Genomic DNA, 22,464 nt, shown 5'->3' with positions numbered 1-22,464 from the left:
TGATTCCGGGCGCCTCTTTACGAATCAATTTTTTGGAGACTGCAATGGACAAACTGAGAATTTTGCTTGCGAAAGGACGAATCTACGAATCTGTGTACGCGCTTTTGAACGATGTCGGTATTTCAATCCATCTTCCTGACAGGACATATTTTCCGACGACGAATCAGGACGACCTCTCGTTTCAGGTCGTCAAGCCGCAGATAACGAGCGCGCTTCTTGCGGGGAACAAGGCGGACGTCGGTTTCAGCGGGAAGGACTGGGTGTACGAGAACGGGGTGGAGAACGATGTCGTCGAGATTATGGATCTCGGGTTTGACCCCGTGCGCATCGTCGCTGCAATCCCGAACACGGTCGATTTCGACTCGCTCATCAGGACGCCCGTGACAATCGCCACGGAATACCAGAACCTTTCGAAGAAATGGATTTCCGAGAGAAAAATCGACGGGCAGATTTTCCGCACGTGGGGAACGAGCGAGGGATTCGTTCAGGACAACGAGGATTCGCTCGCGCACATCCTCATAGACAACACGTCGACCGGCTCGTCGCTCCGCGCGAACAACCTCAAGATTGTCGACACGCTCATGACGTCATCGACGAGAATGTACGCGTCGAAAGAGGCGATGGCGGACGAGTCGAAGAAGCGCAAAATCATGGAGCTGAAGATGCTTTTCGAGTCCGTCCTCAACGCGAGGAGCCGCGTCATGCTTGAGATGAACGTCTCGAAGGAGAACATCGACTCGCTCATCAAGGGAATCCCCGCGATGAAAAGCCCGACCGTCAGCCCGCTGTACGGAAACGACGGTTTCGCCGTGAAAATCGCCGTTAAGAAGAGCGAGGTTCCGACGCTCCTGCCGCGCCTCCAGTCGCTCGGCGCGACGGACATCCTCGAGTACGCCCTCAGAAAGGTCGTCCTCTGATTCCGTCTGTAGAAACAAAAAATCCGCCCGGACAATCCCGCGCGGATTTTTTTTGTCATGACGAACGGCTTTCGCATCCTGTTACGGGCGGAATGCCGCTCGAACCGAAAGACGCGTTTATTTGAGCAGCCGGTCGAGGACGATGTCCTTCTGTCGCCAGTTCTTGTCGACTTTTACCTGAAGGTCAAGCTCGATTTTCCAGTCGAAAATTTTTCTGAGCGATTTGATGCTTTCGACGCGTATCGTTTTTATCATCTGCGCGCCTTTTCCGATGACGATTCCCTTCTGGCTTTCCGTCTCCACGCACAAAAACGCGCGGCACCACATTTTCGTGGGCGTCCTCATCTCCATGTCGGCGATTTTGACGTAGATGCAGTGCGGAAGCTCCTTGTCGAGCCTGTTCATCGCCTGCTCGCGTATGACTTCCGCAATCCTGAAATCGACTTCCTGGTCGGTGTAGAATTCCTCCGAGTAGAGATGCGGCGCGACCGGCGCGAGCGAGTAGAGCGCGCGGAGGACGTCGTTTATCCCCTCGTCGTTTTTCGCGGAAATTGCGATGACGCGCGCGTCGGGAACGGCGGGAAGCATTTTTCTTGCGAACGATTTCGCGCCGTCGATGTCCGCGTTCTTCTCGTCCGTTTTGTTGAGCGCGATGACGAGCTTTTCCTGGTGCTTTTCGAGCATTTCCGCGATGAGCCGCTCCTCCTCCGCGCACGCCCTCGTCCCGTCGATTATGTAGAGAATCAAATCGGAGTTGTCGAGCTGGTCGGAGACGATGTTCCTCATCCGCAAATTCATCTTCTTGTCGGAATCGTGCCATCCCGGCGTGTCCACAAAAACGAGCTGCCCGAGCGACGTGTTGACGATTCCCTTTATCGCGTTCCTCGTCGTCTGCGGGACTGCCGACACGATTGAGACCGGCTCTCCCGCCGCCGTGTTCAGGAACGTCGATTTTCCCGCGGACGGCCGCCCGATTATCGTGACGAGCGCGGTCTTTTCTCCCGCCGGCTCTATTGCGCCGTCATTTCCTTCGTTTTCGATTTCGTTAGTCTTGTCCATGAATCGAATTATACATGACCCCGCCCCAAAAGTCTGTCCGATAACGCGGGTTTCGCATGGGGGAATTTCCGTATCAAGAAAAAAGCGGAAATATGAATGGTAAAAAGTTGCGCAAGTACTTTTTTTTTTATATAGTATTTTTAGCTGGAATTAAGATTTCCGGTGCGGACGTGTCTCGCCCGCAAAAAAGAATCAGTTCAACATGGAGGAATTGACAATGAAACTTTCAAAAAAAGTAATCGCCGCTTTCAGTGCGGCGGCGGCTCTCGCAGTTGCGGGAACTTTTGTCGGATGCAAAAGCGATGACGAGGATCCGTACAATCTTATTACTGTATCCGGCGACAACGCCACGGTTGAAGGAAAAAATGACGGAACTTTGACTGATGCTGACGGAAAAGTTGCTACGGATGCGACGTTCATCCGCGGCTTCAAGACTCCAAAAACGACTGGATGGAAGGCTGCCGTCTACAAGCTCACAATCAGCAAGGATTCTGAAGGTGGCGTTCTCGGATGGATTTTCGATGAGGAGAACGCAACGCCGGAGGGCGCTAACGAGAAGAACTATTCATTCTACCTTCTTGGCCTCAAGGCGACTTCCGGAAGCCCGTCAATCTATTTCTCTCGGTTCAACGACGTAAAGCAGTCCGAGCTTTCCGGAAGCGGCACTTCTTTCGGTGATGAATTCACGCTGATTGATTCCGGCTATACAAGTCCTGCCAGCGGCTCAAAATGGTACAAGAAGCTCGATGCGGATTCGTTCGGATATGATTCTACGACAGGATATTCAACTGTTTACGTTGCATTCCGCCAGCCGAACAAAGACGGTCGCTATGCATTCGGAATCTTCGCGGAAGAAACTGCTGCAACATCATGGTTCAACGACAACAAGGTATGGACAACGGGTGACGGACACAGAGAAAGCCTTATTACGGAATTCAACGCCGTTAACGGGACGCCATTCACCAGCGAATATGGGCAGGAGAACACAATCAACGATTTCGGCATCGCTGCAGCCGGTGAAGTCCGCGACAAGCAGGTCGGCTTCTACGCGATGATTCCGAAGGGCGGCTCGCTCACGGGAACTTACAACAGAATCGATTACAAGCTTGCCGACGAAGTCGTCGAGGAGTAATCCGTAAAAAACGCATTCCCTCCGCTTGACCGGCGGATTGGAATATTTGGGGACCGCCACCGCTCAGTAATCTCCCGAGCAGTTGCGGTCCCCTCTTTTTGTCCCGCCAGGGGATATTTGGGAAAAAATCTGGTCATACTGATAATTGCCGGATGTGGTTATAGAGATGACGCCAGATTTGATTTAACGTTTGCGAATTATGAAAAAAATAATCGCTTGTGCAGTCAGCGCGGTTCTCGCGTTCTCGTTTGTCGGATGCAACGGAAAAAAATCGTCCGAGCTTAAGATTTATTCGATAATCCACGAGGAGGAGACAGCCGCCCTCGTCGAATTGTTCACGAAGAAGACCGGGATTCCCGCGGTTTTCCTCCGCGCGTCAACAGGCGAGCTTGTGAACCGCGTCATCTCGGAGAAAGACGACCCGCAGGCAGACATCCTTCTCGGAGGCGCGACGAACTACCATATCCAGGCGGATGAGGCGGGCGCGCTCGAGCATTACGATTCCCCGCTTGCCGAGAACGTTCCGTCGTTCGCGCGCTCGAAGGACGGGGCGTACACCGGTTTCTGCGTGCTTGCCCTCGGAATCGGCGTGAACAAATCCCGCTTTGCCGAGAAATTTCCCGGGCTCCCCGAGCCGAAAACGTGGGACGATTTGCTCAATCCGGCGTTCAAGGGCGAGATTGTCCTTACGAATCCCGTCGCGTCATCGACGGCGTATCTTTTCGTGCAGGACCAGCTCCAGCGCCTCGGCTGGGATGGCGGCTGGAATTACCTCAAGACGCTCGCGCCTCTCGTCGGGCAGTTCCCCGATTCGGGAAGCGCGCCCGCAAAACTCATCGGAACGGGCGAGTATTCGCTCGGCGTCTCGTACATCCACGCGCTCGCGAAATACAAGGCTGACGGATTCGACATCGAGGCGGTCGCCCCGCCCAAATCGGTCGGCGACGTCGACTGCATATCGATAATGAAGAACTCGAAGAATCTCGATTCCGCAAAGGCGTTCGTCGATTTCATGCTGTCGAAGGAAGCGCAGGAGCTGATGAGCTCGATCGACTTTACCGTTCCCGTCAATCCCGATGCGAAAGGCGCCGTCGGCTCCGTTCCCCTTTCAGAAATCGACCTCATCGAATACGATTCCGCGCTCGCGGCAAAACAGAAGGACGAGGTTCTGGAATTGTGGTCGAAAGAAGTGAGATGAGCCGCTCCCGCTCGCTTTTCGCCGCCCACGCGCTCGTGCTGCTTTTCCTCGCGCTGTGCGTGGCGTTCCCGCTTCTGTGCGTCGCGTTCTCCGTGCGCCCGGGCGATTTCGTCCGCGTCTTCTCGAACGGCGCGCTGTGCGGGACGATGGCGAACACCGCGCTCGAATGCATCTGCTCCACGTCGATTTCCGTCGTCGTGGGGTACGTTTTCGCGTATGCCGTGGTGAAGACGAGGATTCCGCTGTCGAATTTCTTCGCGGCAGTTCCCGTAATCCATCTCGTCACGCCGCCGTTTGTCGGGGGGCTTTCGTTCATTCTGCTCGTCGGTCGTCGCGGATTCATAACGAGCACGCTCCTCGGGCTGGATGTTTCGCTCTACGGCTTTCCGGGGCTTCTCATCTCGCAGGTTCTCTGCTTCTTTCCGATTTCATACCTGATTTGCGCGGATACGCTCCGCTCGATGAACCCGAACCTTGAGCAGGCTGCGCGCGCGATGGGCGCGTCCCGGTTCCGGGTTTTCATGACCGTGACGCTGCCGCTTTCGGCGCAGGGAATGGCGGGCGCGTTTTTGTTCATAGCGGTGTCCGTCCTGAGCGATTTCGGGAACCCGATGATTGTCGCGGGGCGGTTCAAGGTGCTCGCCGTGGAGATTTACACGCAGCTTACCGGATGGCTGAACGCGGGGACGAGCGCCGTTTTGGGGCTTGTGCTTGTCGTTCCGAGCGTCGCGCTGTTCTGCCTGCAGAATTCGATTATGAAAAAGAACAGGATGAATTTTGCGACGATTGGCGGAAAGGCGCAGTTTCTTCCGTCAAAGGAATCGTCGCCAATAACTCGCGTCGTCCTTACGCTTTTCTGCGCGCTCGTCTCTCTCGCCGTCCTCATGCAGTTCGCCGCGATTGTGTTCGGCGCGTTTCAGAAATTGTGGGGCATCCGCACCGAATTCACGCTTGAGCACATGAAGGCGGTCGCGCGTTTTTCTGCGGAGATGCGGAATTCGGTCGCGTTCGCGTTTTTCGGCGCGCTTCTTGCGACGTCTGTCTCGTGCGTCGCGGCTTTTCTTGTGGGAAGGTCGGGCGTCAGATTTTCCCGCGCGATTGACGTTCTCTGCCAGATTCCCGCCGCCGTTCCCGGCTCTCTTTTCGGGCTTGCGTTCTCCCTTGCGGCATCTTCAATCAAATTCCGCTCATCCGCCGCGCTTATCGTAATCGCGATTGCGGTGGGGTTCATGCCGTTCTCGTACAGGATGATGTCGGCAGTGTTCGCCCAGATAAAAATGTCGCTCGATGACGGGGCCGCGATGCTCGGCGCGGGAAGAATCCGCGTCCTTTTTACGGTTCTTCTTCCCGTCTCCGCGGGCGGGCTGTTCCATTCGTTCCTCTATGATTTCGTTCGCGGCGTGGGGACTATGAGCGCCGTGATTTTCCTCGTCTCGTTCAGCACGCCGCTTGCTTCGGTAAAGATACTGAACCTCGCGGAGGAGGGATTCTGGGGGGATGCCGCCGCGCTCGCGCTCGTCCTTACTGCGATAACGTTTGCCGTCGTCGGGCTCGGGAACGCCGCTCTTTCTGCGGCGGGATTCCGGAAAAGCGCCGCCGGCCGTGCAGGAGTCAGATTATGAAACACATTCTTTCAATAAAAAACGTGAGGTTCGCATACGGGCATGACGATGTCGTGCGCGATTTTTCCCTTGACGTCGATGAAGGAAGCTTTACGACGCTTCTCGGCTCGTCGGGGTGCGGAAAGACGACGCTCCTCCGCCTTGTCTCCGGGTTCCTTGAGCCGGATTCCGGCGGCATATTCATAGACGGAGCGGACCAGCGCGGAATCGAGCCGAACAAACGCTCCGTGGGGATGGTCTTCCAGGATTACGCGCTTTTCCCGCACCTTTCTGTCGAGAAGAATATCGCCTACGGGCTGAAGATAAAAAAGCTTTCACGCGCGGAAATTGCGGAGGAGGTGGGGGAAGTCGCTGCCAATCTCGGCATTTCCGATTTGCTTTCGCGCCTTCCGTCGGAGCTTTCCGGGGGGCAGCAGCAGCGTGTTGCCCTTGCGCGCGCGGTCGTCCTGAAGCCGCGCATCCTTCTTATGGACGAGCCTCTTTCGTCGCTCGATTCCCTGCTGCGAGAGCGCGTCCGCACGGAGCTGAAGGACATACAGCGGAGGCTCGGAATCACGACGCTGTACGTCACGCACGACCAGGACGAGGCGCTTTCCCTTTCCGACAAAATCGCCGTCATCGATTCCGGCGTGCTGCAGCAGTGCGGCTCGCCGAAGGAAGTGTATTTCCGCCCCGCGAACAGGTTCGTCGCGAATTTTGTGGGCAGGGCGAATTTCATCGCTGTCGGCGGCGAGCTTTCCGTCGTCAGGCCAGAGTGGTTTTCCGTTGCGGGCTTGGACGGAGCGGGCGAATGCGGGGAGACGCTCCGCGGAAAAATCGACAGCGCGGAATTCCTCGGCGGAACGACGCGTCTTTCCGTGCGGACTGATTCGGGCGATTCCGTGATTGCCGACGTCCCGACGCTTTCCTGCGACGGGCTTGAATCAGGCTCGCGCGTCTCGCTGTCGGTGACGCGCCGCGTCCCCCTCCCGTAACGGAACGGGCGCCTTTACGCGCGGATTTTCTCGAAGACTTTTCCGAGCGAGTCGTGGATGACCAGGTCGCAGTTCGAGTCGGCGTTCGTGGCGCTCTTGTTTATCATGACGAGGTTCTGCCCGCGGAAATTCCTGATGAATCCCGCGGCAGGATATACGACGAGCGACGTTCCGCCGATTATCAGCGTGTCCGCGCTAGAAATGGCTTCAAGCGCGCCATCGATGACGTTCTCGTCCAGCCCCTCCTCGTAAAGCACGACGTCCGGCTTGATAATCCCGCCGCATTTCTCGCATCTCGGGATTCCGTCGGGGGCGGAAGCGCTTTTTTCGATGAAGTCGATTCCGTATGGCATGCCGCAGTTCATGCAGAAATTCCTGAGCGTGCTTCCGTGAAGCTCGTAGACGTTCTTTGAGCCTGCCGCCTGGTGCAGCCCGTCGATGTTCTGCGTCACGACGGCGAGGAGCTTGCCCGCCTTCTCGAGCTGTGCGAGGCGGATGTGCGTGACGTTCGGCTCGACTCCCTTTATTATCAGCTTCTCGCGGTAGAATTCGAAGAATTCCTTCGTCTGCTTGTCGAAGCACGTCCGCGAGACCATGTATTCCGGCGGCATCTTCCATTTCTGCGAATAAAGCCCGTCCTGGCTCCTGAAATCGGGAATCCCGCTTTCCGTGGATACGCCCGCCCCTCCGAAAAAGACTATCCTGCTCGATTTGTCGATTATGTTCTGAAGCGCCTGAATCTGCTCGTCGAACGTCATATAATTCCTCCTTTTCGCATCGCGTTTTTGTTTTTATGGATTCTCTATTGTATAATAGGCGCGCCCGGAAAAACAGTTCTTCCGCTTTCGGAAGGATGGGCTTGCGGGAAAGAGAAAAAAGAGTAGGGGACTTTTATGGTCGAATTCGAAACTTTGTCGGAGCCGCAAAGGGAAATCGTGAACCTGCGTTCCGACAGGAGCTATGTCATACAGGGCGGGGCTGGAACGGGAAAAACCGTCATCGCGCTTCATCGCGCCAAGAAAATGAGCGGGGAGGGGCTGAAAACCGTAATCCTCGTCCACAACGTCCCGCTGAAGAACTACATCGACGCCGAGATTGCGCGGATGAAAATCGAGAACTGCATCGTCAGGACGTTCAACCAGTGGGTGTACCGGATTTGCAAGGTGAGCGGTTTCGAGCCGCCGACGGGAAAAAGCAAATACGACTACGACTACGAGAAAATCATCGCGCTTTTTGAGGAGAATCGCATTTCCGTTCCCGATGATTGCCGCGGGAACGTCATAATCGACGAGTCGCAGGATTTTCCGCCGCTCCTTTTGCGCTTCATCCGCCTCGTCGCGGATACGGTGACTTGCCTCATCGACCCGAACCAGTCCATCCACAACACGGACACGTCGCTCGTGGACGCGCTTTACGAAATCGACGTGGAATCCGCGCGCACGCTAGACGTGAATTTCAGGAGCACGTGCGAGTCGGCGGCGGTCGCGCGCATTTTCTGGAACGAGAGCGGCATTTATCCGGCATCGTTCAGGCACGGGCAGAAACCGGTGATGGTGAGCTGCGGTGACGACAGCGACAGGACTCGCAGGATTGCCGAAATCGCCGCGAAGTACAATTTCAAGAACGACAACGTGAGCATCGGCGTTTTCGTCAACGGAATCGACGAGGGAAAGAAAATGTACGACGCGCTGAGCGACGAACTTGGAAGACGGTACATCCAGTACCGGTTCAGCAAGGATGATGACAAGAAGAAGGACTCCGACCCCACGAAAATCGATTTCGCCAAGCCGGGCGTGAAGCTTTTCACCTACGGGATGATAAAAGGGCTCGATTTCGACGCGATTGTCGTCGGCGACAACATCAGCAGGGCGGGAATCGAGGACGACGCCTACATAAACATGCTCTACATGACGCTGACGCGCGCGACGAGCGACATTTACATCTGCTACAAGGACGCGGATGACGACGGGAACTATTTCCTGCAGAAACTCAAGGAGAACAGAGGGCTTTGCGAATGGCGGTGATGGTGATGAACAGATACAGGCAGTTGTACGACGGCGGAAAAGCCCGGGATTCTTTTGATGAATGCGCCGGTGCTCTTGAACGCGATTCCGAGGCGATGTCGTGGGAGGATTTGTACTGGTGCGCGAAAATTCTCTACGTGTACGGAAAACCGAACGAGATTGACGAGGACGTGATAATCGACGCGTTCCGCTCGTCGTTCCGGAAGGGGCTGGACATCACTTCCGACAGGGAGCTTTTCCTTGACGCGTCGGTGATGATTTCCCGGCTGTACGTGAAATACGGGAGGTACGAGCTTGCGATAAACTACCTGATGCACCTCGTCGAGCTCATCCCGGAGGACGACATCCCCGACTGGATTCATTCGTTCTACGCGTACGTGCAGGTTCTTTCGCCGGAGCATTTCGAATTCATACTGCGGCAGCCGAAGCATTTCCTCGCGCGCCTTTCGAAAATCCGCGGGGAAGCGGGAATCGCGCGCCGGAACGAAATCGTCCTGCACGTCGCGGAGAGGCTTTTCGGGCGTATGGGCGAGAATGAGGAAAACGGCGGGGAGCCGCTTTCCGTGCCGGACGAGATTGTCAGAAAATTCAGGGAAGCCGCGAAATCGTTCGGAATCGGAGACAAATTCGATGCGATACTGTTCCCCAAGAACGACGGGGAAGGCGACGTGTCGTCGCTCCTGTACGAGAAGGACGCGAAAATCGAGGAGCTTCTTTCCGAAATCGACAAACTCCGGAAGGAACGCTCGTCAGGCTCCGGGCTTTCCGAGGAAATCGCGCGGCTGTCGTCGGAAAACGCGCGCCTTTCCTCGCTCGTGGAGGAGTTGCGCACGGAAATATCGTCGCTGCAGCGCGCGCTCGGCGAGGCGATGGGCGGGGCTTCCCCAGCCGAGGAGGTGGGCGCGGGCGGAACTGGCGATGCCGGGTTCGACGGCTCGAACGGCCATTCGCTTTTGACGCGTTACCAGCGGAACCAGAAGATTCTCGTCATCGGCGAGGGCAGCAAGAATCCGCTTCTCCTCCGCGCACGAAAACGCGGGTTCGTCGAGGATGATTTCGAGTTTGTCCTCGACTACGACAAAATTCCGCGCATCGCGGCGCAGATGAATTTCGGCGGCTATGCGGGAATCATCTGCGGCCCGATGCCGCACAGCGGAAGCGGGATGGAAGACGAGTCGAGCCTTATCTCGAAAATCGAGAAATCGTTCCCCTGCGTCGTCCGCTCCGTCACGAAAGGCGGAAAACTCAAACTTTCCGACACGGCGTTCTCCGCGGCGCTCGAGCGCGTCATGCAGAACATGTTCATCATGGACGCGGCGTCGTGAGGTTTTCAAAACGGGAATTCGTCATCCTCGCGGGGGCGTGATAAGAATCGGAGTTGATGATATTATTCGTGGATTTTGAACATCCAAGGAGTGGTTTCATGAAAGTATCATCAATTTTGAGGAAGGTCGCCGCCGCGATTCTTGTTGCCGCCGCGATTCCTTCGTTCGCAAAGGGCGCGTCGGCGAAGACGAACGACAACGATGTCGTCATCCTGTACACGAACGACGTTCATTGCGGGATAAGCGGGAAAATCGGGTATGCCGGTCTTGTCGCTTACCGGAACGAGGTTCTTGAGAAGACGCCGTACGTCCTGACCGTGGACAACGGCGACGCGATTCAGGGCGAGGCGATGGGCTCTATTTCAAAAGGCTCGTTCATCATCGACCTTATGAACGAGGTGAAATACGATTTGGCGATAGTGGGCAACCACGAATTCGACTACACGATGCCGCAGCTCGCCTCCCTCATCAAAAAGGCGCAGTTCACCTACGTCAACACGAACATTTCCTACAAAGGAAAGGATAAGACGTCCTTTGTCGATGACACGGTTCCGTTCGTCGTGAAGGAATTCGGCGCGTTCAAGGTCGGATTCATCGGCCTTTGCACGCCGACAAGCATCACGACTTCGACTCCGGCGTATTTCATGGAGAACGACAAGGTCGTCTACGATTTCGGCGCGGGAAAGGACGGCAAGAAGCTCTATTCGCTCGTGCAGAAGACGGTCAAGAAATGCCAGAAGGCGGGCGCCGATTTCGTCGTCGTCCTCTCGCATCTCGGCGACAACGGTGTTCCTGACGCTGTTTCATCGCGCGCGCTCATACAGAACACGTACGGAATCAGCGCCGTCCTCGACGGGCACTCGCACAGCGTAATCGAATGCGAGAAAATCGCGAACAAGAAGGGGCAGGAAGTGCTTCTTTCTTCGACGGGTACGAAATTCGAGAAGCTCGGAAAGCTGACGATTTCCCGCGACGGAAAATTCTCCACGGTTCTCGTCGGCGAGGAATTCACCGGCAAGGACGCGGGAATCGAAGCGTATATCGAGAAAATCCAGTCGTCTTACAACGAGAAATTGCAGGAAGTCGTCGCGAAAAGCGAAGTCGCCCTTCCGATTGCCGGCGATGACGGAATCCGCCTTGTCAGAAGCCGCGAGACCGCAATCGGCGACTTGTGTGCCGACGCCTACCGCGCCGTCGCGAAATCGGATGTAGCGTTTGTGAATGGCGGCGGAATCAGGAAGTCGCTCAACGCGGGCGACATAACGTTCAGCGACGTGATTGCCGTCCATCCGTTCGGGAACATGCTCACTGTCGTGCAGGCGACGGGCGCGCAGATTCTCGACTGCATCGAATTCGCGGCGCACCGCGTGCAGAACATCGCCTCCGCAGACGGAAAGGCAGTCGGCGAGTTCGGCGGCTTCATGCAGGTTTCCGGATTGAAATTCAAAATCGATACGTCCGTCCCAAGCTCCGTCGAGACTGACGAGAAGAATATGTTCGTCAAAGTCGGCGGAAAGAGGCGCGTTTCTGATGTCTTCGTCCTTTCCGGGAACGAATGGGTTCCGATTGACGCGGCGAAGACGTACACCGTCGCGAGCCACAACTACATGCTGCTCAACAGCGGCGACGGCCACACGATGTTCAAGGATTCGCCCGTTCTCGTTGACAGCGCGATGTCCGATTATCAGGTTCTGATGACGTACATGAGCGAATTCCTCGGCGGCGTCGTCGGAAGCGAGTATGCCGCTCCGCAGGGAAGAATCACAATCGAGTAATTCCGGGAAAAAAGAAAAGAAGGGAAAAATCATGCCGGCACGCGCGGGCGGTTTTTCCCTTTGTTTTTTGTCGGTTTTCTTATGAGGGGGAAAGATGAGGAAGATGGTTGCCGGCGCGCTTATCGCGTGCGCGCTTTTTTTGAATGTCTCGTGCTCGGAGAAAGCACGGACGATAAAAGTGTTCGGGAGCGGCGAGGTGACGTACATTCCCGACATCGTGACGATGACCGTGAACGTGAAGAACGTGAAGCCCGTCCTGCGCGATGCAATCGCCAACACGAACGCGACGAGCAAAAAGCTTCTTGAGCTGTGCAAAAAGTATTCCGTTTCCGACGAGGACGTAAAGACGAGCTTCGCGCAGTCGGGACGCGAATACGAATGGAAGAACGGGAGCGAGGTTTTTGTCGGATTCCGCTCGGAGCAGTCCGTGCAGATTACGTTCCGCGAGCTTGGCAGGATGGAGGAATTCACCGGCGAAATCCTCGCGCTTCAGGTGTATTCCCTCGGCGACTTGAAGTACAGCCATTCGAAAAAAAACAAATTCGAGAGCGAGGCGAACATGCTCGCCCTCGACGACGCGAAGTCCGCCGCCGAGAAGATGGCGGAGCGGATGGGCGTCGGAATCGGCGACGTGCTTTACATTTCCGACGTGGACGCGGATGAGCCGGTGTTCTACGGGACGGAATACGGGCTCGTCGCGCAAAACAAGAGCCTGAACCGCTCGTCCGGATTCGTCGTCGCGCCCGGAATCCTTTCGTCAGAAAAGAAAGTCGTCGTCGTTTTCGAGCTGAAAAAGTGACGGCTCCGCCCCGCAGCTGCTGATTTCTACGAGGCGACGCCCGGAAATCAGCGCGAGGCGAGTTCTTTTACCGCGGAAAGGGCAGCCTCGTCGGGGGAAAGCTGGGCTTTTACCGTGCCGACGACTGTTCCTCCGGCGGCCGTTACCCTGTCTGCCCAGTCGGAAAGGAACTGGCCGTCGCCCCAATCGTACGAGCCGAAAAGCCCGACTTTCTTTCCAGAAAGCTGCCCCTCGATTCCTGAGAAGAATGATTCCTGCGAATCCTCAAGCTGCTCCGCGCCCATGGCGGGGCTTCCGAGGAGGATGAGGTCTGATGCGAGGACTTCCGCGGAATCCGCCGCGTCAGCCGTGGAGAAATACGCGTCAGCTCCGGCGGCTTCTTTTGCCGCATTTGCGAGCGCTTCCGTGTTTCCTGTCGTCGATGCGTAGACGATTGCAACTTTTGCCATTTATAGCTCCTTGTTTTTATATTCGGGAACGCCGTCCGGCCTTACCCGTTTTTATTTTCCTTGCGTTCCTGTGAATTTCTGGACTGATGCCGGAACGGAGACGCCGCTTCTGATAAGCTCAGCGCAGAATTCGGTGCATGATTTGTACAGCGCCATCTTTCTTTTCGCCTCTTTTTCGCCTCCGTAGACTTTCCAAAGCCCGGCGAGCTTGCAGTTTTTCTCCCCGCGCTCAAAGGCGATTACGTCTCCGAGCGGATACCCGAGGAAAACGCCGACTTCGTGCGGGAACGATTCCTGGAAGGCGAGCCGGTGGAGAAGCTCGGCGAGGACGGCCCCGCTTCCGCGCTCTACGGGATAGCCTTTTTCCTTGAGGTACGATTCCGTGCGCGCGTTGCCTAAAACGCCGTCGAGGAGAATCTTGTCGAACACGAAGAAAAGGACCATGGCGTCGGATTTCCTCAGCGGGACAAGGTATCGCCCCGACTTCGCGAAAACACCGCGCCATTCCGAGAGCTTCCTGCGCCCCGTGTCGTAACATTCGGAATTCATCGAAAAAAGCGACGCCGGCTTGATTCCGCAAAGCGCGGGCGCCGAACAATGGATTATCGTCTCGTCAAAACTCATTCGCTCACCGCCGTGAAAAAAAAATAACGGAAGCAAAACCGCGAAACAGTCTAAAACGTTTTTGCTTCCGTCATTACTGTGATGCGCGCCGTCGGATTCCCGTTGCCCGGTGGGCTGACAGCCTCCGCGGTTTCGGGGCGGCATCCTCGTGCGTCGCGTCACGCGCCTGCCGAAAAGAGCTGATTTTCAGAAGGCTTCTTCAGAGGTACTAGTTAGCAACGCTTCGGCAGGAGTTTTTCCGGCTGCCTCAGTAAGCTGAACTGATGTTAGGATAAACTAACAAATGTTTTAGGTCAACAACATTTTGCGCGTTTTTCCTTTTTTCCCGCTTGTTGAGAAAAAAAAACGCGCGCAGGCTTTTTCTCGCTCTGCGCGCGTGCGTCATCAATGCGTTCGGAAGGACGTTATTTTATGTCCTCGTCGGCAACGACGACTTTCTTTACCTTCCAGATATCGCGGACGTAATCCTCGATGGTGCGGTCTGAAGAGAATTTTCCGGAATTGGCGATGTTGATGAGCGCCTTTTTTGCCCAGCTCATCTTGTCCTTGTATGCCTCGGCGACTTTCTCCTGCGCTTTCGCGTAGAGGTCGAAATCCGCGAGTACGTAGTATACGTCCGGGCGCTGACCTTCGACACCGTAGACGAGGGAATCGTGGAGCTCCTTGAAAATCTGGTGCGACGGGTCGTACGTTCCGTCGATGAGCTGCTCGACGACCTCGGCGAGGGCGGGGTTGCGCTCAAGATACTGCTGCGGGTTGTATGTGTGCTCTTCCTCCATCTTCTGGATTTCCTCGGTGGAAAGACCGAACGGGAAGCCGTTCTCCTTTCCCGCTTCCTCGAAAATCTCGATGTTGGCGCCGTCCATCGTGCCGAGCGTGAGCGCGCCGTTCACCATGAACTTCATGTTCGACGTTCCCGACGCTTCCTTTCCTGCCGTGGAAATCTGCTCGGAGACATCTGCTGCCGGGAAGATTTTCTCGGCGACGGAGACGCGGTAGTTCTCGATGAAGACGACGCGGAGTTTTCCTCCGACGCGCCTGTCGTTGTTGATTCTCTCCGCGACGGTGTTGATGAGCTTGATTATCGACTTCGCCCTTCTGTAGCCGGATGCCGATTTCGCGCCGAAGATGAACGTGCGCGGCGGCGGGTTGAAGCTCGGGTCCTTTATGAGACGGTTGTAGAGGTACATGATGTGCAGCACGTTGAGGAGCTGCCTCTTGTACTCATGGAGACGTTTTACCTGCACGTCGAAAATCGACTCGGGGTCGAGGAATTCGTTCTGCTTGTGCTTGAGATACTCGACGAGCTTGTCCTTGTTGTGCCGCTTTATCGCGATGAGCTCCTCGAGCGACTCGTTGTCGTCGACGTATTTCTCAAGCCCTTTGAGGAGCGTGAGGTCCTTTTCCCAGCCGTGCCCGATTCTCTTCGTGATGAATTCGGAAAGCTCGGGGTTCGACGAGCAGAGCCAGCGGCGCTGCGTGATTCCGTTCGTCTTGTTGTTGAACTTTTTGGGGTACAGCTCGTACCAGTCCTTGAGCTCGACGTTCTTGAGCAAGTCCGTGTGGAGCGCCGCGACGCCGTTCACGCTGAATCCCGCGTAGATTGCGAGCCATGCCATGTAGATTTTGCCGTTGTGGATGATTGACATCCTGTTCTGCCGCTCGTAGTCGTTCGGGAATTTCGCGCGCAGCTCTATGAGGAAGCGGCGGTTGATTTCCTCGACAATCTGATAGATTCTCGGAAGAAGCGACTGGAAAATCTGGATGTCCCACTTCTCAAGCGCCTCGGCGAGAATCGTGTGGTTCGTGTATGCGAACGTCTTCTCGATAATCGACCACGCGTCGTTCCATCCCATGCCGTACTCGTCCATTAGGATTCTCATTAGCTCGGGGATTGCGACGACCGGATGCGTGTCGTTGAGCTGGATTGCGTGCAGCTCGGGGAACTTCGCGAAGTCCGTGCCGTAGTTGTTCACGAAATGGTGCACGAGGTCCTGGAGCGACGCCGAGCAGAAGAAATACTGCTGCTTGAGGCGGAGCGCCTTTCCCTGCGGGCCGCTGTCGTTCGGGTAGAGGACGCGGCTGACGTTCTCAGCCTCGTTCTGCTTGAAGACAGCCTCGTTGTATCTCATATCGTTGAAGAGCTGGAGGTCGAATCCGTCCGGGCTTGACGCCTGCCAGAGGCGCAGCGTGTTGACGGTGTTCGTGTCGAAGCCGACAATCGGCATGTCGTACGGCGTCGCGATGACTTCCTCCGCGTTTGCGATGTAGAAGCGGTCCTGGCCGTCGGGCGTCTTTCCGTATTTAATCTCGCCGCCGAACTTTACCGTGACGGCAAGGTCTGAGCGCTTCACTTCCCACGGATCCCTGTGCTTGAGCCAGTTGTCGGGATGCTCGACCTGATAGCCGTTCTCGATTCTCTGCTCGAACATGCCGTACTGGTAGCGGATTCCGTATCCGTGGCCCGGGTAGTCGAGCGTGGCGAGCGAGTCGAGGAAGCATGCAGCAAGGCGTCCGAGACCGCCGTTTCCGAGTCCTGCATCCGGCTCCTCGTCCTCTATGAGGTTGAAGTTGATGTTCATTCCTTTGAGAACTTCGATAACCTCGTCCTTGATTCCCAGGTTGATGAGGTTGTTCGAGAGTGCGCGCCCCATGAGGAATTCCGCAGAAAGGTAGTAAACCTGCTTCGTGGGGTTCTTCTCATACTGGCTTCTTGTCGCCATCCATGCAGGCATGATGATTTCCTGAACGGACGCGGACACCGCGTCGAAAAGGTCGTGCCTGTTCGCTTGGGAAATGTCCTTGCCGTACTGCCTGCGAAGGCGCGCGGCAAGGTTCTCTCTGAATTTCTCAGCGTCAAATTTCATATTTCTTCTCCTTGTAATGAAATTGATTCAAGCAAAAAATTGCCCCGTTCTTCCCCGGGGCCGTCTTTCCGTAACCTCACTTGGAGATTAGGACAACGATTGAATTTGCGGGAACGACGTACTTGTCCTGCGAGATTATATCCTCTTCCTCGCCGTCTGCAAGCGCGCTGTTCATCCCGTCGATTGAAGTGTCGATGAGCCGGTACCATTTTCGCCCCGTCATGTCCGAGTTGTTGCTCGGCATGGGGATTGTCACCATCGTGTCGTGCATCTCCATGTTGAACGCGATGTAGAAATCGTTGTCCTCAAGCCCCAGCTCGTTCGCGTCCCCGATGTTCGTGGCGCAGCCGCCTAGCCTGAGCGCGAGGAATTTCTCCATGCTCTTCCAGTCGGGAACCGTCCCGTCGAAGTTGAACCACGAGATGTCCGGCGGGTTCGTGAAGACGGTCGATGACGGGCCTCAGAAGAACCTGTTCCGCTGGAAGACGGGATGCTTCTCCCGTATCGCGATGAGCTTCTTGAAGAAGTCGAGCGTCTTCGCGTTGTTCGCCACGTCGTCCCAGTTGAACCACGAAATCTCGTTGTCCTGGCAGTAGGCGTTGTTGTTCCCTCCCTGCGTCCTTCTTACCTCGTCCCCTGCGACAAACATCGGCGTCCCCTGTGAAATCATCAGCGTCGTGAAGAAATTCTTTATCTGCCGCTCGCGCGTCTCGTTTATCTTCGGGTTGATGACGGCGCCCTCGAACCCGTAGTTGTAGCTGAGGTTGTTGTCGTTCCCGTCGCGGTTGTCCTCGCCGTTCTGCTCGTTGTGCTTGTGGTTGTACGTCACGAGGTCGTTGAGCGTGAAGCCGTCGTGCGCCGTGATGAAATTTATCGAATGCGTCGGGTTCCTTCCCGAAAGCGCGAACAGGTCGCTCGAGCCTGAAATCCTCGTCGCCGCCTCCGTTGAAAGGTGCGAGTCGCCGCGGATGAACCGCCGTATCCCGTCACGGTACTTGTCGTTCCATTCGCACCAGCGGTTGTTCGCGCCGCCGGGGAAGCCTCCGATTTGGTACGCGCCGCCGCAATCCCACGGCTCCGCGATAATCTTCGTGTTCCGCAGGACGGGATCCTCCGAGATTCTCTCCGTGAGGGGGCACTGCTGGAGGGGGAACCCGCGCTCGTCGCGGGTGAGAATTGACGCGAGGTCGAACCTGAATCCGTCGACGTGCATTTCGAGAACCCAATAATGGAGGCAGTCGATGATGAAATCCGAGACGACGGGGTGGTTGCAGTTGAGCGAATTCCCGCATCCCGAAAAATTCATGTAGTACTGTTTCTGATTGTTTACCAAATGATAATAGATTGAGTTGTCGAACCCGCGGAAGTTGAGCGTGATTCCGTGCTCGTTCCCTTCCGCCGTATGGTTGAAGACTACGTCGAGGATGACTTCGATTCCCGCCTCGTGGAGCGCCTTCACAAGCTCCTTGAATTCCCTGACCGCGCCGCCCGGCGTCTTGTCCGCCGCGAACGACGCTTTTGGGGCGAAGAACCCGATTGTCGAGTATCCCCAATAGTTCTTCATGCGCGCGCCCGTCATCGGGTTCACGTTCGTGTTCTCGTATTCGTCGAACTCAAATATGGGAAGAAACTCAACCGCGGTGATTCCAAGCTCCTGCAGGTAGGGAATCTTCTCCTTGAATCCCGCGTATGTTCCCGGATGCTCCACCTTCGACGTGGGGGAGGCGGTGAACCCTTTGAGGTGCGCCTCGTAGATTATCGTTTTTCCGAGCGGGATTTTGAGCGGCATGTCGTCGCCCCAGTCGAACGCTTCGTCGTCGATTACGACGTTTTTCGGCATCTTCTCGAGCGGCCCCGTCTTGTCGGAAAGCAGGTGCCTGAAAACAGAACCTCCGGAAAAACATTTCGCCTTCGGGTCAAAAAGATGCTGCTTCCCGTCGAAGCGGTGCCCGTGTGACGGATTGAAAGGCCCTTCCGCGCGGTAAAGGTAGAGCGCGCCCGCCTTGAGCCCCTCGACGAAAACGTGCCAGATGTCTCCCGTCTTGTTCGTCTTCGGGCTCAGCTCTATCGTTTGGAACGGCTCCGATGAATCCTCGTTCTCGAACAGTTCCAGGAATATTTTCGTCGCATTCCTGCTGAAAACTGAAAAGTTGACGCCGCGGGCGGTGACGCTTGTCCCTCCCGAAATCGGCTTTCCTGGTAAAATTCTGAATGAATCCATGGAAGCGATTCTATCATGATAAGCGCGATAAATCCAATAACTTGCCCGTTTTAAGCTAATTTTTCTGTTTCGGAAAATGACTCTTGCGCGCAGTAAAAACGCTTTTTTGCAAAAATACGATTGTCTGATTTTATCGGCAATCGACAAAAATTGGATAATTCCATTATATCCGGCTCGGAATATGCGCTTTTGCCGCGCGTTTTTCCGAATTTTATAAGTGTATATTTAGAGAAAAATAAGAAAAAATAAATATTTGTGTTGCTTTTTTGCGATTTTGCTGTTTTTGTCGGTTCTATTCAAAATGAAGTTGTAATTTTTATGAAGAAATTGTTATAATTTTCTTGAACGGAGCGAAAGCCGCTCCGATAAAAAAAGTGAACCAACAAAAACTTGGTTTAAAAAACATATGAAAAAATCTAGGAGGATTTTTATGAAAAAAATCGTTAGTGCCGCTGCATTGGCAGTTGCTGCAACTTCATTGGCTACTGCAGAAGTTACCGTATCTCAGAACTTTCGTTTCAGACCGGATTTGTTGAAGGTTGAGTCAATCGACAAAACGGTTAATGCAACTGATGCAACAAAAAACAAGGATGCCTACACAAAGACGACGTTCGGCGACCTCGACAGCTACGGTGCTTGCAGCGACACACTCGGAATTGCAGGAAAGACGGATTTCGCTGGTTTCAAAGTTGATTTGACTTTGACTTCTGGAATCACAAAGAATGGCAACTATGCAGAGTCAAAGGCTGAAAACGATGCTGTCACAATCGACAACTACTACGGATGGCTCACTTGGGGCGCTTTCAACTTGACAGGCGGTGTTTACGACAGCCGTTTCACAAACCGCGGTAACTACACTGCTACGGAAGAAGGCATCCTCGACAAGGAGTTTGCAAAGAATCTCGGTCTTTCAGGAAACCTTGTTGGATTGACAGACGGAAAAACAAGCGGAAAGTGGGATACTGTAGGCTTGAAGGATTTCGGCAACGTTTCCCAGGTTGATGCCGGCAACTACCTTTCGTTCCTCGCTGACTATACGCTCGATGACATCGGCGGCGGAAAACTCTTGCTCAAGGGTGGTCTCGTAGAAAACAATGCAGAAGCAAAAAACACTGAACTTTCTAAGACTCCGTTTGTCACAACTAAGGATGATGACGGAAACACTACTTTCCAGCAGTCAGCAGGATATGTCTTCGAGGCTGCTTGGGCTAACGATGAAATCATCAAAGTCGACGCAATCTTCAAGAAGGCTTACAACAAGAACTACGGATTCGGTCTCTACCTCACTCCGATGATGATTCCGAACGCAAAGAACGTCGTTCTCGGTTTCACATACGGAACAAAGAAAGATACATATTCAGCATTCGCAGTTGATGCACGCGCTCAGTTCAACATCACTCCTGAGGCAGTCTTCGCTCTCGGTGCAAAATATGAGTCCATCACTCCTGATGGAGCAGACGCAGAGACTGGTCTCTCAGTCGCGGCAGAAGGAAGCTACAAGCTCAACGACCTTGTGACACTCGCTCTCGACCTCGGATACTTCAACTACGATTTGGACGACAACGACGATGCTGACGACGGTTCTCAGTCATTCGTTGCAAGCGGCCGCGCTAAGTTCTCTGCTGGAAAGAACGCTGCCATCACAACGGCTCTCCGCTACACAGCAGTCTTGAACGCTGCAAAAGATGCTGGAAAGACAACCGGAACATTCGACATCCCGGTCGTTCTCCGCATCAAGATGTAATTCAGGCATAGCCTGACGCAATACGGCGCCGCTCCTTCTGGGGCGGCGTTTTTTTTGCGTTCATGCCGGTTTTCCGGAACCTCCACAAATCGCGGAAACTGAAGTAGAATTGCGGTATGGATATCGGAAAGTTCAAAACCGAAGAAGAATATGTCTCGCAGATGCGCACGGGCGCGCTGCTCAACCCGCGAATCGACTCGACCTTCAAGGCGCTTTTCACTCAGCCGACGAAAGAGTCGCGGGCGGCCCTGCACTCGTTTTTGGAAGCGGCTACAGAAGAGAAGATAAAATCTTTCGAGCTGACGGCAAACGACGCGCCGGTTTCGTACAACGGCCAGCGTAACGTGAGCTACGACATTGCCTGCGTGCTCGATGACGGAAGAATCGCCGAGATTGAAATGCAGGCGTTCGACCAGCAATATGACTACGGAAAGCGTGCCGAATACCATGTCGCCCGCCTTGAGACCACTTACCTCGAAAAAGGCGATGACTGGCAGTCCGCGCCCGTCGTCTTCCAGATTACGGTCCTGAACTTCCATTACACGCCAAAGAATAAAAATGCCATAAACCGCTATGCAATGCGCACGAAAGACGGGCTTGAGCTTTCCAACACGCTGAACGTCGTTTTTATAGAGCTTCCCAAAATCTCGAAACGTGAAAAAACCATAGACACGAACTCGAAACTTGAAAATTGGGCATTGTTCTTAAAAGACGCCGACAACCCAAAAAAGCAGGAATTCATACAAAATCTCACCAGCAAGGAGGACGGGCTTATGCAGGCAAAGAAATCGCTTTCGAACATCAGCAAAAACAAAGAGCTATGGATAGCGCAGTGGAAGCAGGAATCTTTTGAGCGCGACATCCGCTCCGGTCTCAACGCCGCAATGCAGCAGGGAATTGCCCAGGGATTGCAGCAGGGATTGCAACAGGGAATTGCTCAGGGATTGCAACAGGGAATTGCTCAGGGAATGACTCAGGGAATACAACAGGGAATAACACAAGTAGCAAAAAATATGCTCTCCACTGGAATACCTTTAGAGCAGATTTCTAAACTGACCGGGTTGTCAGAAACGGAACTTCAGAGCCTCTAATCTCACCAGCAAGGAGGACGGGCTTATGCAGGCAAAGAAATCGCTTTCGAACATCAGCAAAAACAAAGAGCTATGGATTGCGCAGTGGAAACAAGAATCTTTTGAGCGCGACATCCGCTCCGGTCTCAACGCCGCAATGCAGCAGGGAATACAACAGGGAATAACACAAGTGGCAAAAAATATGCTCTCCACTGGAATACCATTAGAGCAGATTTCAAAACTGACCGGGCTCTCAACAGCTGAAATACAGAGCCTCTAATCTCACCAGCAAGGAGGACGGGCTTATGCAGGCAAAGAAATCGCTTTCGAACATCAGCAAGAACAAAGAGCTATGGATAGCACAGTGGAAGCAGGAATCTTTTGAGCGCGACATCCGCTCCGGTCTCAACGCCGCAATGCAGCAGGGAATTGCCCAAGGATTGCAACAGGGAATTGCTCAGGGATTGCAACAGGGAATTGCCCAGGGATTGCAACAGGGAATTGTTCAGGGAATGACACAGGGAATAACACAGGGAATACAACAGGGAATAACACAAGTAGCAAAAAATATGCTCTCCACTGGAATACCTTTAGAGCAGATTTCTAAACTGACCGGGCTGTCAGAAACGGAACTGCAGAGCCTTTAATCTCACCAGCAAGGAGG

At 54.6% G+C, this 22,464-nt stretch carries 18 protein-coding genes and 1 pseudogene; 13 read left to right on the top strand and 6 right to left on the bottom strand.

The window, feature by feature from the left end:
• The first annotated feature begins 44 nt into the window (after window positions 1-44).
• Window positions 45-917 carry an ATP phosphoribosyltransferase gene (gene hisG / locus TRESADRAFT_RS12310; RefSeq protein WP_002706117.1) on the top strand — a complete coding sequence of 291 codons (873 nt, stop codon included), beginning with the start codon at window positions 45-47 and terminating at the stop codon, window positions 915-917.
• 117 nt (window positions 918-1,034) lie between these two features.
• On the opposite strand, the gene era is transcribed toward hisG, so the two are convergent.
• Window positions 1,035-1,976 (bottom strand): GTPase Era, encoded by a 942-nt coding sequence (gene era / locus TRESADRAFT_RS12305; protein ID WP_002706115.1) that lies wholly within the window; start codon window positions 1,974-1,976, stop codon window positions 1,035-1,037.
• Between the two features lie 217 nt (window positions 1,977-2,193).
• On the opposite strand from era, the gene TRESADRAFT_RS12300 reads away from it, so the two are divergent.
• From TRESADRAFT_RS12300 to TRESADRAFT_RS12285, 4 genes are all read left to right on the top strand, one after another.
• Complete coding sequence (locus tag TRESADRAFT_RS12300; RefSeq protein ID WP_002706113.1) at window positions 2,194-3,108, top strand: hypothetical protein; 915 nt, start codon at window positions 2,194-2,196, stop codon at window positions 3,106-3,108.
• Window positions 3,109-3,307: 199 nt separating this feature from the next.
• Complete coding sequence (locus TRESADRAFT_RS12295) at window positions 3,308-4,306, top strand: ABC transporter substrate-binding protein (protein ID WP_002706111.1); 999 nt, start codon at window positions 3,308-3,310, stop codon at window positions 4,304-4,306.
• Window positions 4,285-5,928 carry an ABC transporter permease gene (locus TRESADRAFT_RS12290; protein ID WP_141607385.1) on the top strand — a complete coding sequence of 548 codons (1,644 nt, stop codon included), beginning with the start codon at window positions 4,285-4,287 and terminating at the stop codon, window positions 5,926-5,928. The genes TRESADRAFT_RS12295 and TRESADRAFT_RS12290 overlap by 22 nt, the downstream gene beginning before the upstream one ends.
• A complete protein-coding gene (locus TRESADRAFT_RS12285) occupies window positions 5,925-6,902 on the top strand; it encodes an ABC transporter ATP-binding protein (RefSeq protein ID WP_002706107.1) in 978 nt (325 codons plus the stop codon). The genes TRESADRAFT_RS12290 and TRESADRAFT_RS12285 overlap by 4 nt, the downstream gene beginning before the upstream one ends.
• 14 nt (window positions 6,903-6,916) lie before the next feature.
• Here the strand turns inward: TRESADRAFT_RS12285 and TRESADRAFT_RS12280 are convergent, their stop codons facing one another.
• Window positions 6,917-7,660 (bottom strand): NAD-dependent protein deacylase, encoded by a 744-nt coding sequence (locus tag TRESADRAFT_RS12280; protein WP_002706106.1) that lies wholly within the window; start codon window positions 7,658-7,660, stop codon window positions 6,917-6,919.
• Window positions 7,661-7,795: 135 nt separating this feature from the next.
• Here TRESADRAFT_RS12280 and TRESADRAFT_RS12275 point away from each other — a divergent pair, with 135 nt between their 5' ends.
• The 4 genes from TRESADRAFT_RS12275 to TRESADRAFT_RS15355 all read left to right on the top strand — a co-directional run bounded on the left by TRESADRAFT_RS12275 (window position 7,796) and on the right by TRESADRAFT_RS15355 (window position 12,825).
• The gene (locus TRESADRAFT_RS12275) at window positions 7,796-8,926 is read left to right on the top strand and encodes a DNA/RNA helicase domain-containing protein (protein ID WP_002706105.1); all 1,131 of its coding nucleotides are present in this window, start codon (window positions 7,796-7,798) and stop codon (window positions 8,924-8,926) included.
• A gap of 5 nt (window positions 8,927-8,931) precedes the next feature.
• Complete coding sequence (locus TRESADRAFT_RS12270; RefSeq protein WP_141607383.1) at window positions 8,932-10,251, top strand: TMF family protein; 1,320 nt, start codon at window positions 8,932-8,934, stop codon at window positions 10,249-10,251.
• Between the two features lie 98 nt (window positions 10,252-10,349).
• Window positions 10,350-12,026, top strand: a complete 1,677-nt coding sequence (locus TRESADRAFT_RS12265) for a bifunctional metallophosphatase/5'-nucleotidase (protein WP_002706103.1) — start codon at window positions 10,350-10,352, stop codon at window positions 12,024-12,026.
• Window positions 12,027-12,120: 94 nt separating this feature from the next.
• Window positions 12,121-12,825, top strand: a complete 705-nt coding sequence (locus TRESADRAFT_RS15355) for an SIMPL domain-containing protein (RefSeq protein WP_002706102.1) — start codon at window positions 12,121-12,123, stop codon at window positions 12,823-12,825.
• A 47-nt stretch (window positions 12,826-12,872) separates the two neighbouring features.
• Here the strand turns inward: TRESADRAFT_RS15355 and TRESADRAFT_RS12255 are convergent, their stop codons facing one another.
• From TRESADRAFT_RS12255 to glgX, 4 genes and pseudogenes are all read right to left on the bottom strand, one after another.
• A complete protein-coding gene (locus tag TRESADRAFT_RS12255) occupies window positions 12,873-13,274 on the bottom strand; it encodes a flavodoxin domain-containing protein (RefSeq protein WP_002706101.1) in 402 nt (133 codons plus the stop codon).
• Window positions 13,275-13,325: 51 nt separating this feature from the next.
• Window positions 13,326-13,898 carry a DUF3793 family protein gene (locus TRESADRAFT_RS12250; protein WP_002706099.1) on the bottom strand — a complete coding sequence of 191 codons (573 nt, stop codon included), beginning with the start codon at window positions 13,896-13,898 and terminating at the stop codon, window positions 13,326-13,328.
• Between the two features lie 404 nt (window positions 13,899-14,302).
• Window positions 14,303-16,765, bottom strand: a complete 2,463-nt coding sequence (locus tag TRESADRAFT_RS12245) for a glycogen/starch/alpha-glucan phosphorylase (protein ID WP_002706097.1) — start codon at window positions 16,763-16,765, stop codon at window positions 14,303-14,305.
• A 76-nt stretch (window positions 16,766-16,841) separates the two neighbouring features.
• A pseudogene (gene glgX / locus TRESADRAFT_RS12240) lies at window positions 16,842-18,986 on the bottom strand (glycogen debranching protein GlgX).
• 430 nt (window positions 18,987-19,416) lie between these two features.
• Here glgX and TRESADRAFT_RS12235 point away from each other — a divergent pair.
• From TRESADRAFT_RS12235 to TRESADRAFT_RS12220, 4 genes are all read left to right on the top strand, one after another.
• Entirely contained in the window at window positions 19,417-20,730 is a 1,314-nt protein-coding gene (locus tag TRESADRAFT_RS12235) for a hypothetical protein (RefSeq protein ID WP_002706090.1), read from the top strand.
• 116 nt (window positions 20,731-20,846) lie between these two features.
• Window positions 20,847-21,821, top strand: a complete 975-nt coding sequence (locus TRESADRAFT_RS12230) for an Rpn family recombination-promoting nuclease/putative transposase (RefSeq protein WP_002706088.1) — start codon at window positions 20,847-20,849, stop codon at window positions 21,819-21,821.
• 25 nt (window positions 21,822-21,846) lie between these two features.
• On the top strand, window positions 21,847-22,080 hold the full coding sequence (locus TRESADRAFT_RS12225) for a hypothetical protein (RefSeq protein WP_002706086.1): 234 nt from the start codon (window positions 21,847-21,849) through the stop codon (window positions 22,078-22,080).
• A 25-nt stretch (window positions 22,081-22,105) separates the two neighbouring features.
• On the top strand, window positions 22,106-22,447 hold the full coding sequence (locus TRESADRAFT_RS12220; RefSeq protein ID WP_002706085.1) for an RpnC/YadD family protein: 342 nt from the start codon (window positions 22,106-22,108) through the stop codon (window positions 22,445-22,447).
• The last annotated feature ends 17 nt before the right edge of the window (window positions 22,448-22,464 follow it).

This window comes from Treponema saccharophilum DSM 2985, from assembly GCF_000255555.1.
In the GTDB taxonomy this organism is placed as follows: domain Bacteria; phylum Spirochaetota; class Spirochaetia; order Treponematales; family Treponemataceae; genus Treponema_D; species Treponema_D saccharophilum.
The sequence above is the reverse complement of the archived record's forward strand: the minus strand, read 5'-3'. Positions and strand labels throughout refer to the sequence as shown.

What these genes read in the sequence shown, in the direction of transcription:
- hisG (WP_002706117.1), top strand. Translation starts at nt 45, where the DNA reads ATGGACAAACTGAGAATTTTGCTTGCGAAAGGACGAATCTACGAATCT.
- era (WP_002706115.1), bottom strand. Translation starts at nt 1,976, where the DNA reads ATGGACAAGACTAACGAAATCGAAAACGAAGGAAATGACGGCGCAATA.
- TRESADRAFT_RS12300 (WP_002706113.1), top strand. Translation starts at nt 2,194, where the DNA reads ATGAAACTTTCAAAAAAAGTAATCGCCGCTTTCAGTGCGGCGGCGGCT.
- TRESADRAFT_RS12295 (WP_002706111.1), top strand. Translation starts at nt 3,308, where the DNA reads ATGAAAAAAATAATCGCTTGTGCAGTCAGCGCGGTTCTCGCGTTCTCG.
- TRESADRAFT_RS12285 (WP_002706107.1), top strand. Translation starts at nt 5,925, where the DNA reads ATGAAACACATTCTTTCAATAAAAAACGTGAGGTTCGCATACGGGCAT.
- TRESADRAFT_RS12280 (WP_002706106.1), bottom strand. Translation starts at nt 7,660, where the DNA reads ATGACGTTCGACGAGCAGATTCAGGCGCTTCAGAACATAATCGACAAA.
- TRESADRAFT_RS12275 (WP_002706105.1), top strand. Translation starts at nt 7,796, where the DNA reads ATGGTCGAATTCGAAACTTTGTCGGAGCCGCAAAGGGAAATCGTGAAC.
- TRESADRAFT_RS12270 (WP_141607383.1), top strand. Translation starts at nt 8,932, where the DNA reads ATGAACAGATACAGGCAGTTGTACGACGGCGGAAAAGCCCGGGATTCT.
- TRESADRAFT_RS12265 (WP_002706103.1), top strand. Translation starts at nt 10,350, where the DNA reads ATGAAAGTATCATCAATTTTGAGGAAGGTCGCCGCCGCGATTCTTGTT.
- TRESADRAFT_RS15355 (WP_002706102.1), top strand. Translation starts at nt 12,121, where the DNA reads ATGAGGAAGATGGTTGCCGGCGCGCTTATCGCGTGCGCGCTTTTTTTG.
- TRESADRAFT_RS12255 (WP_002706101.1), bottom strand. Translation starts at nt 13,274, where the DNA reads ATGGCAAAAGTTGCAATCGTCTACGCATCGACGACAGGAAACACGGAA.
- TRESADRAFT_RS12250 (WP_002706099.1), bottom strand. Translation starts at nt 13,898, where the DNA reads ATGAGTTTTGACGAGACGATAATCCATTGTTCGGCGCCCGCGCTTTGC.
- TRESADRAFT_RS12245 (WP_002706097.1), bottom strand. Translation starts at nt 16,765, where the DNA reads ATGAAATTTGACGCTGAGAAATTCAGAGAGAACCTTGCCGCGCGCCTT.
- TRESADRAFT_RS12235 (WP_002706090.1), top strand. Translation starts at nt 19,417, where the DNA reads ATGAAAAAAATCGTTAGTGCCGCTGCATTGGCAGTTGCTGCAACTTCA.
- TRESADRAFT_RS12230 (WP_002706088.1), top strand. Translation starts at nt 20,847, where the DNA reads ATGGATATCGGAAAGTTCAAAACCGAAGAAGAATATGTCTCGCAGATG.
- TRESADRAFT_RS12225 (WP_002706086.1), top strand. Translation starts at nt 21,847, where the DNA reads ATGCAGGCAAAGAAATCGCTTTCGAACATCAGCAAAAACAAAGAGCTA.
- TRESADRAFT_RS12220 (WP_002706085.1), top strand. Translation starts at nt 22,106, where the DNA reads ATGCAGGCAAAGAAATCGCTTTCGAACATCAGCAAGAACAAAGAGCTA.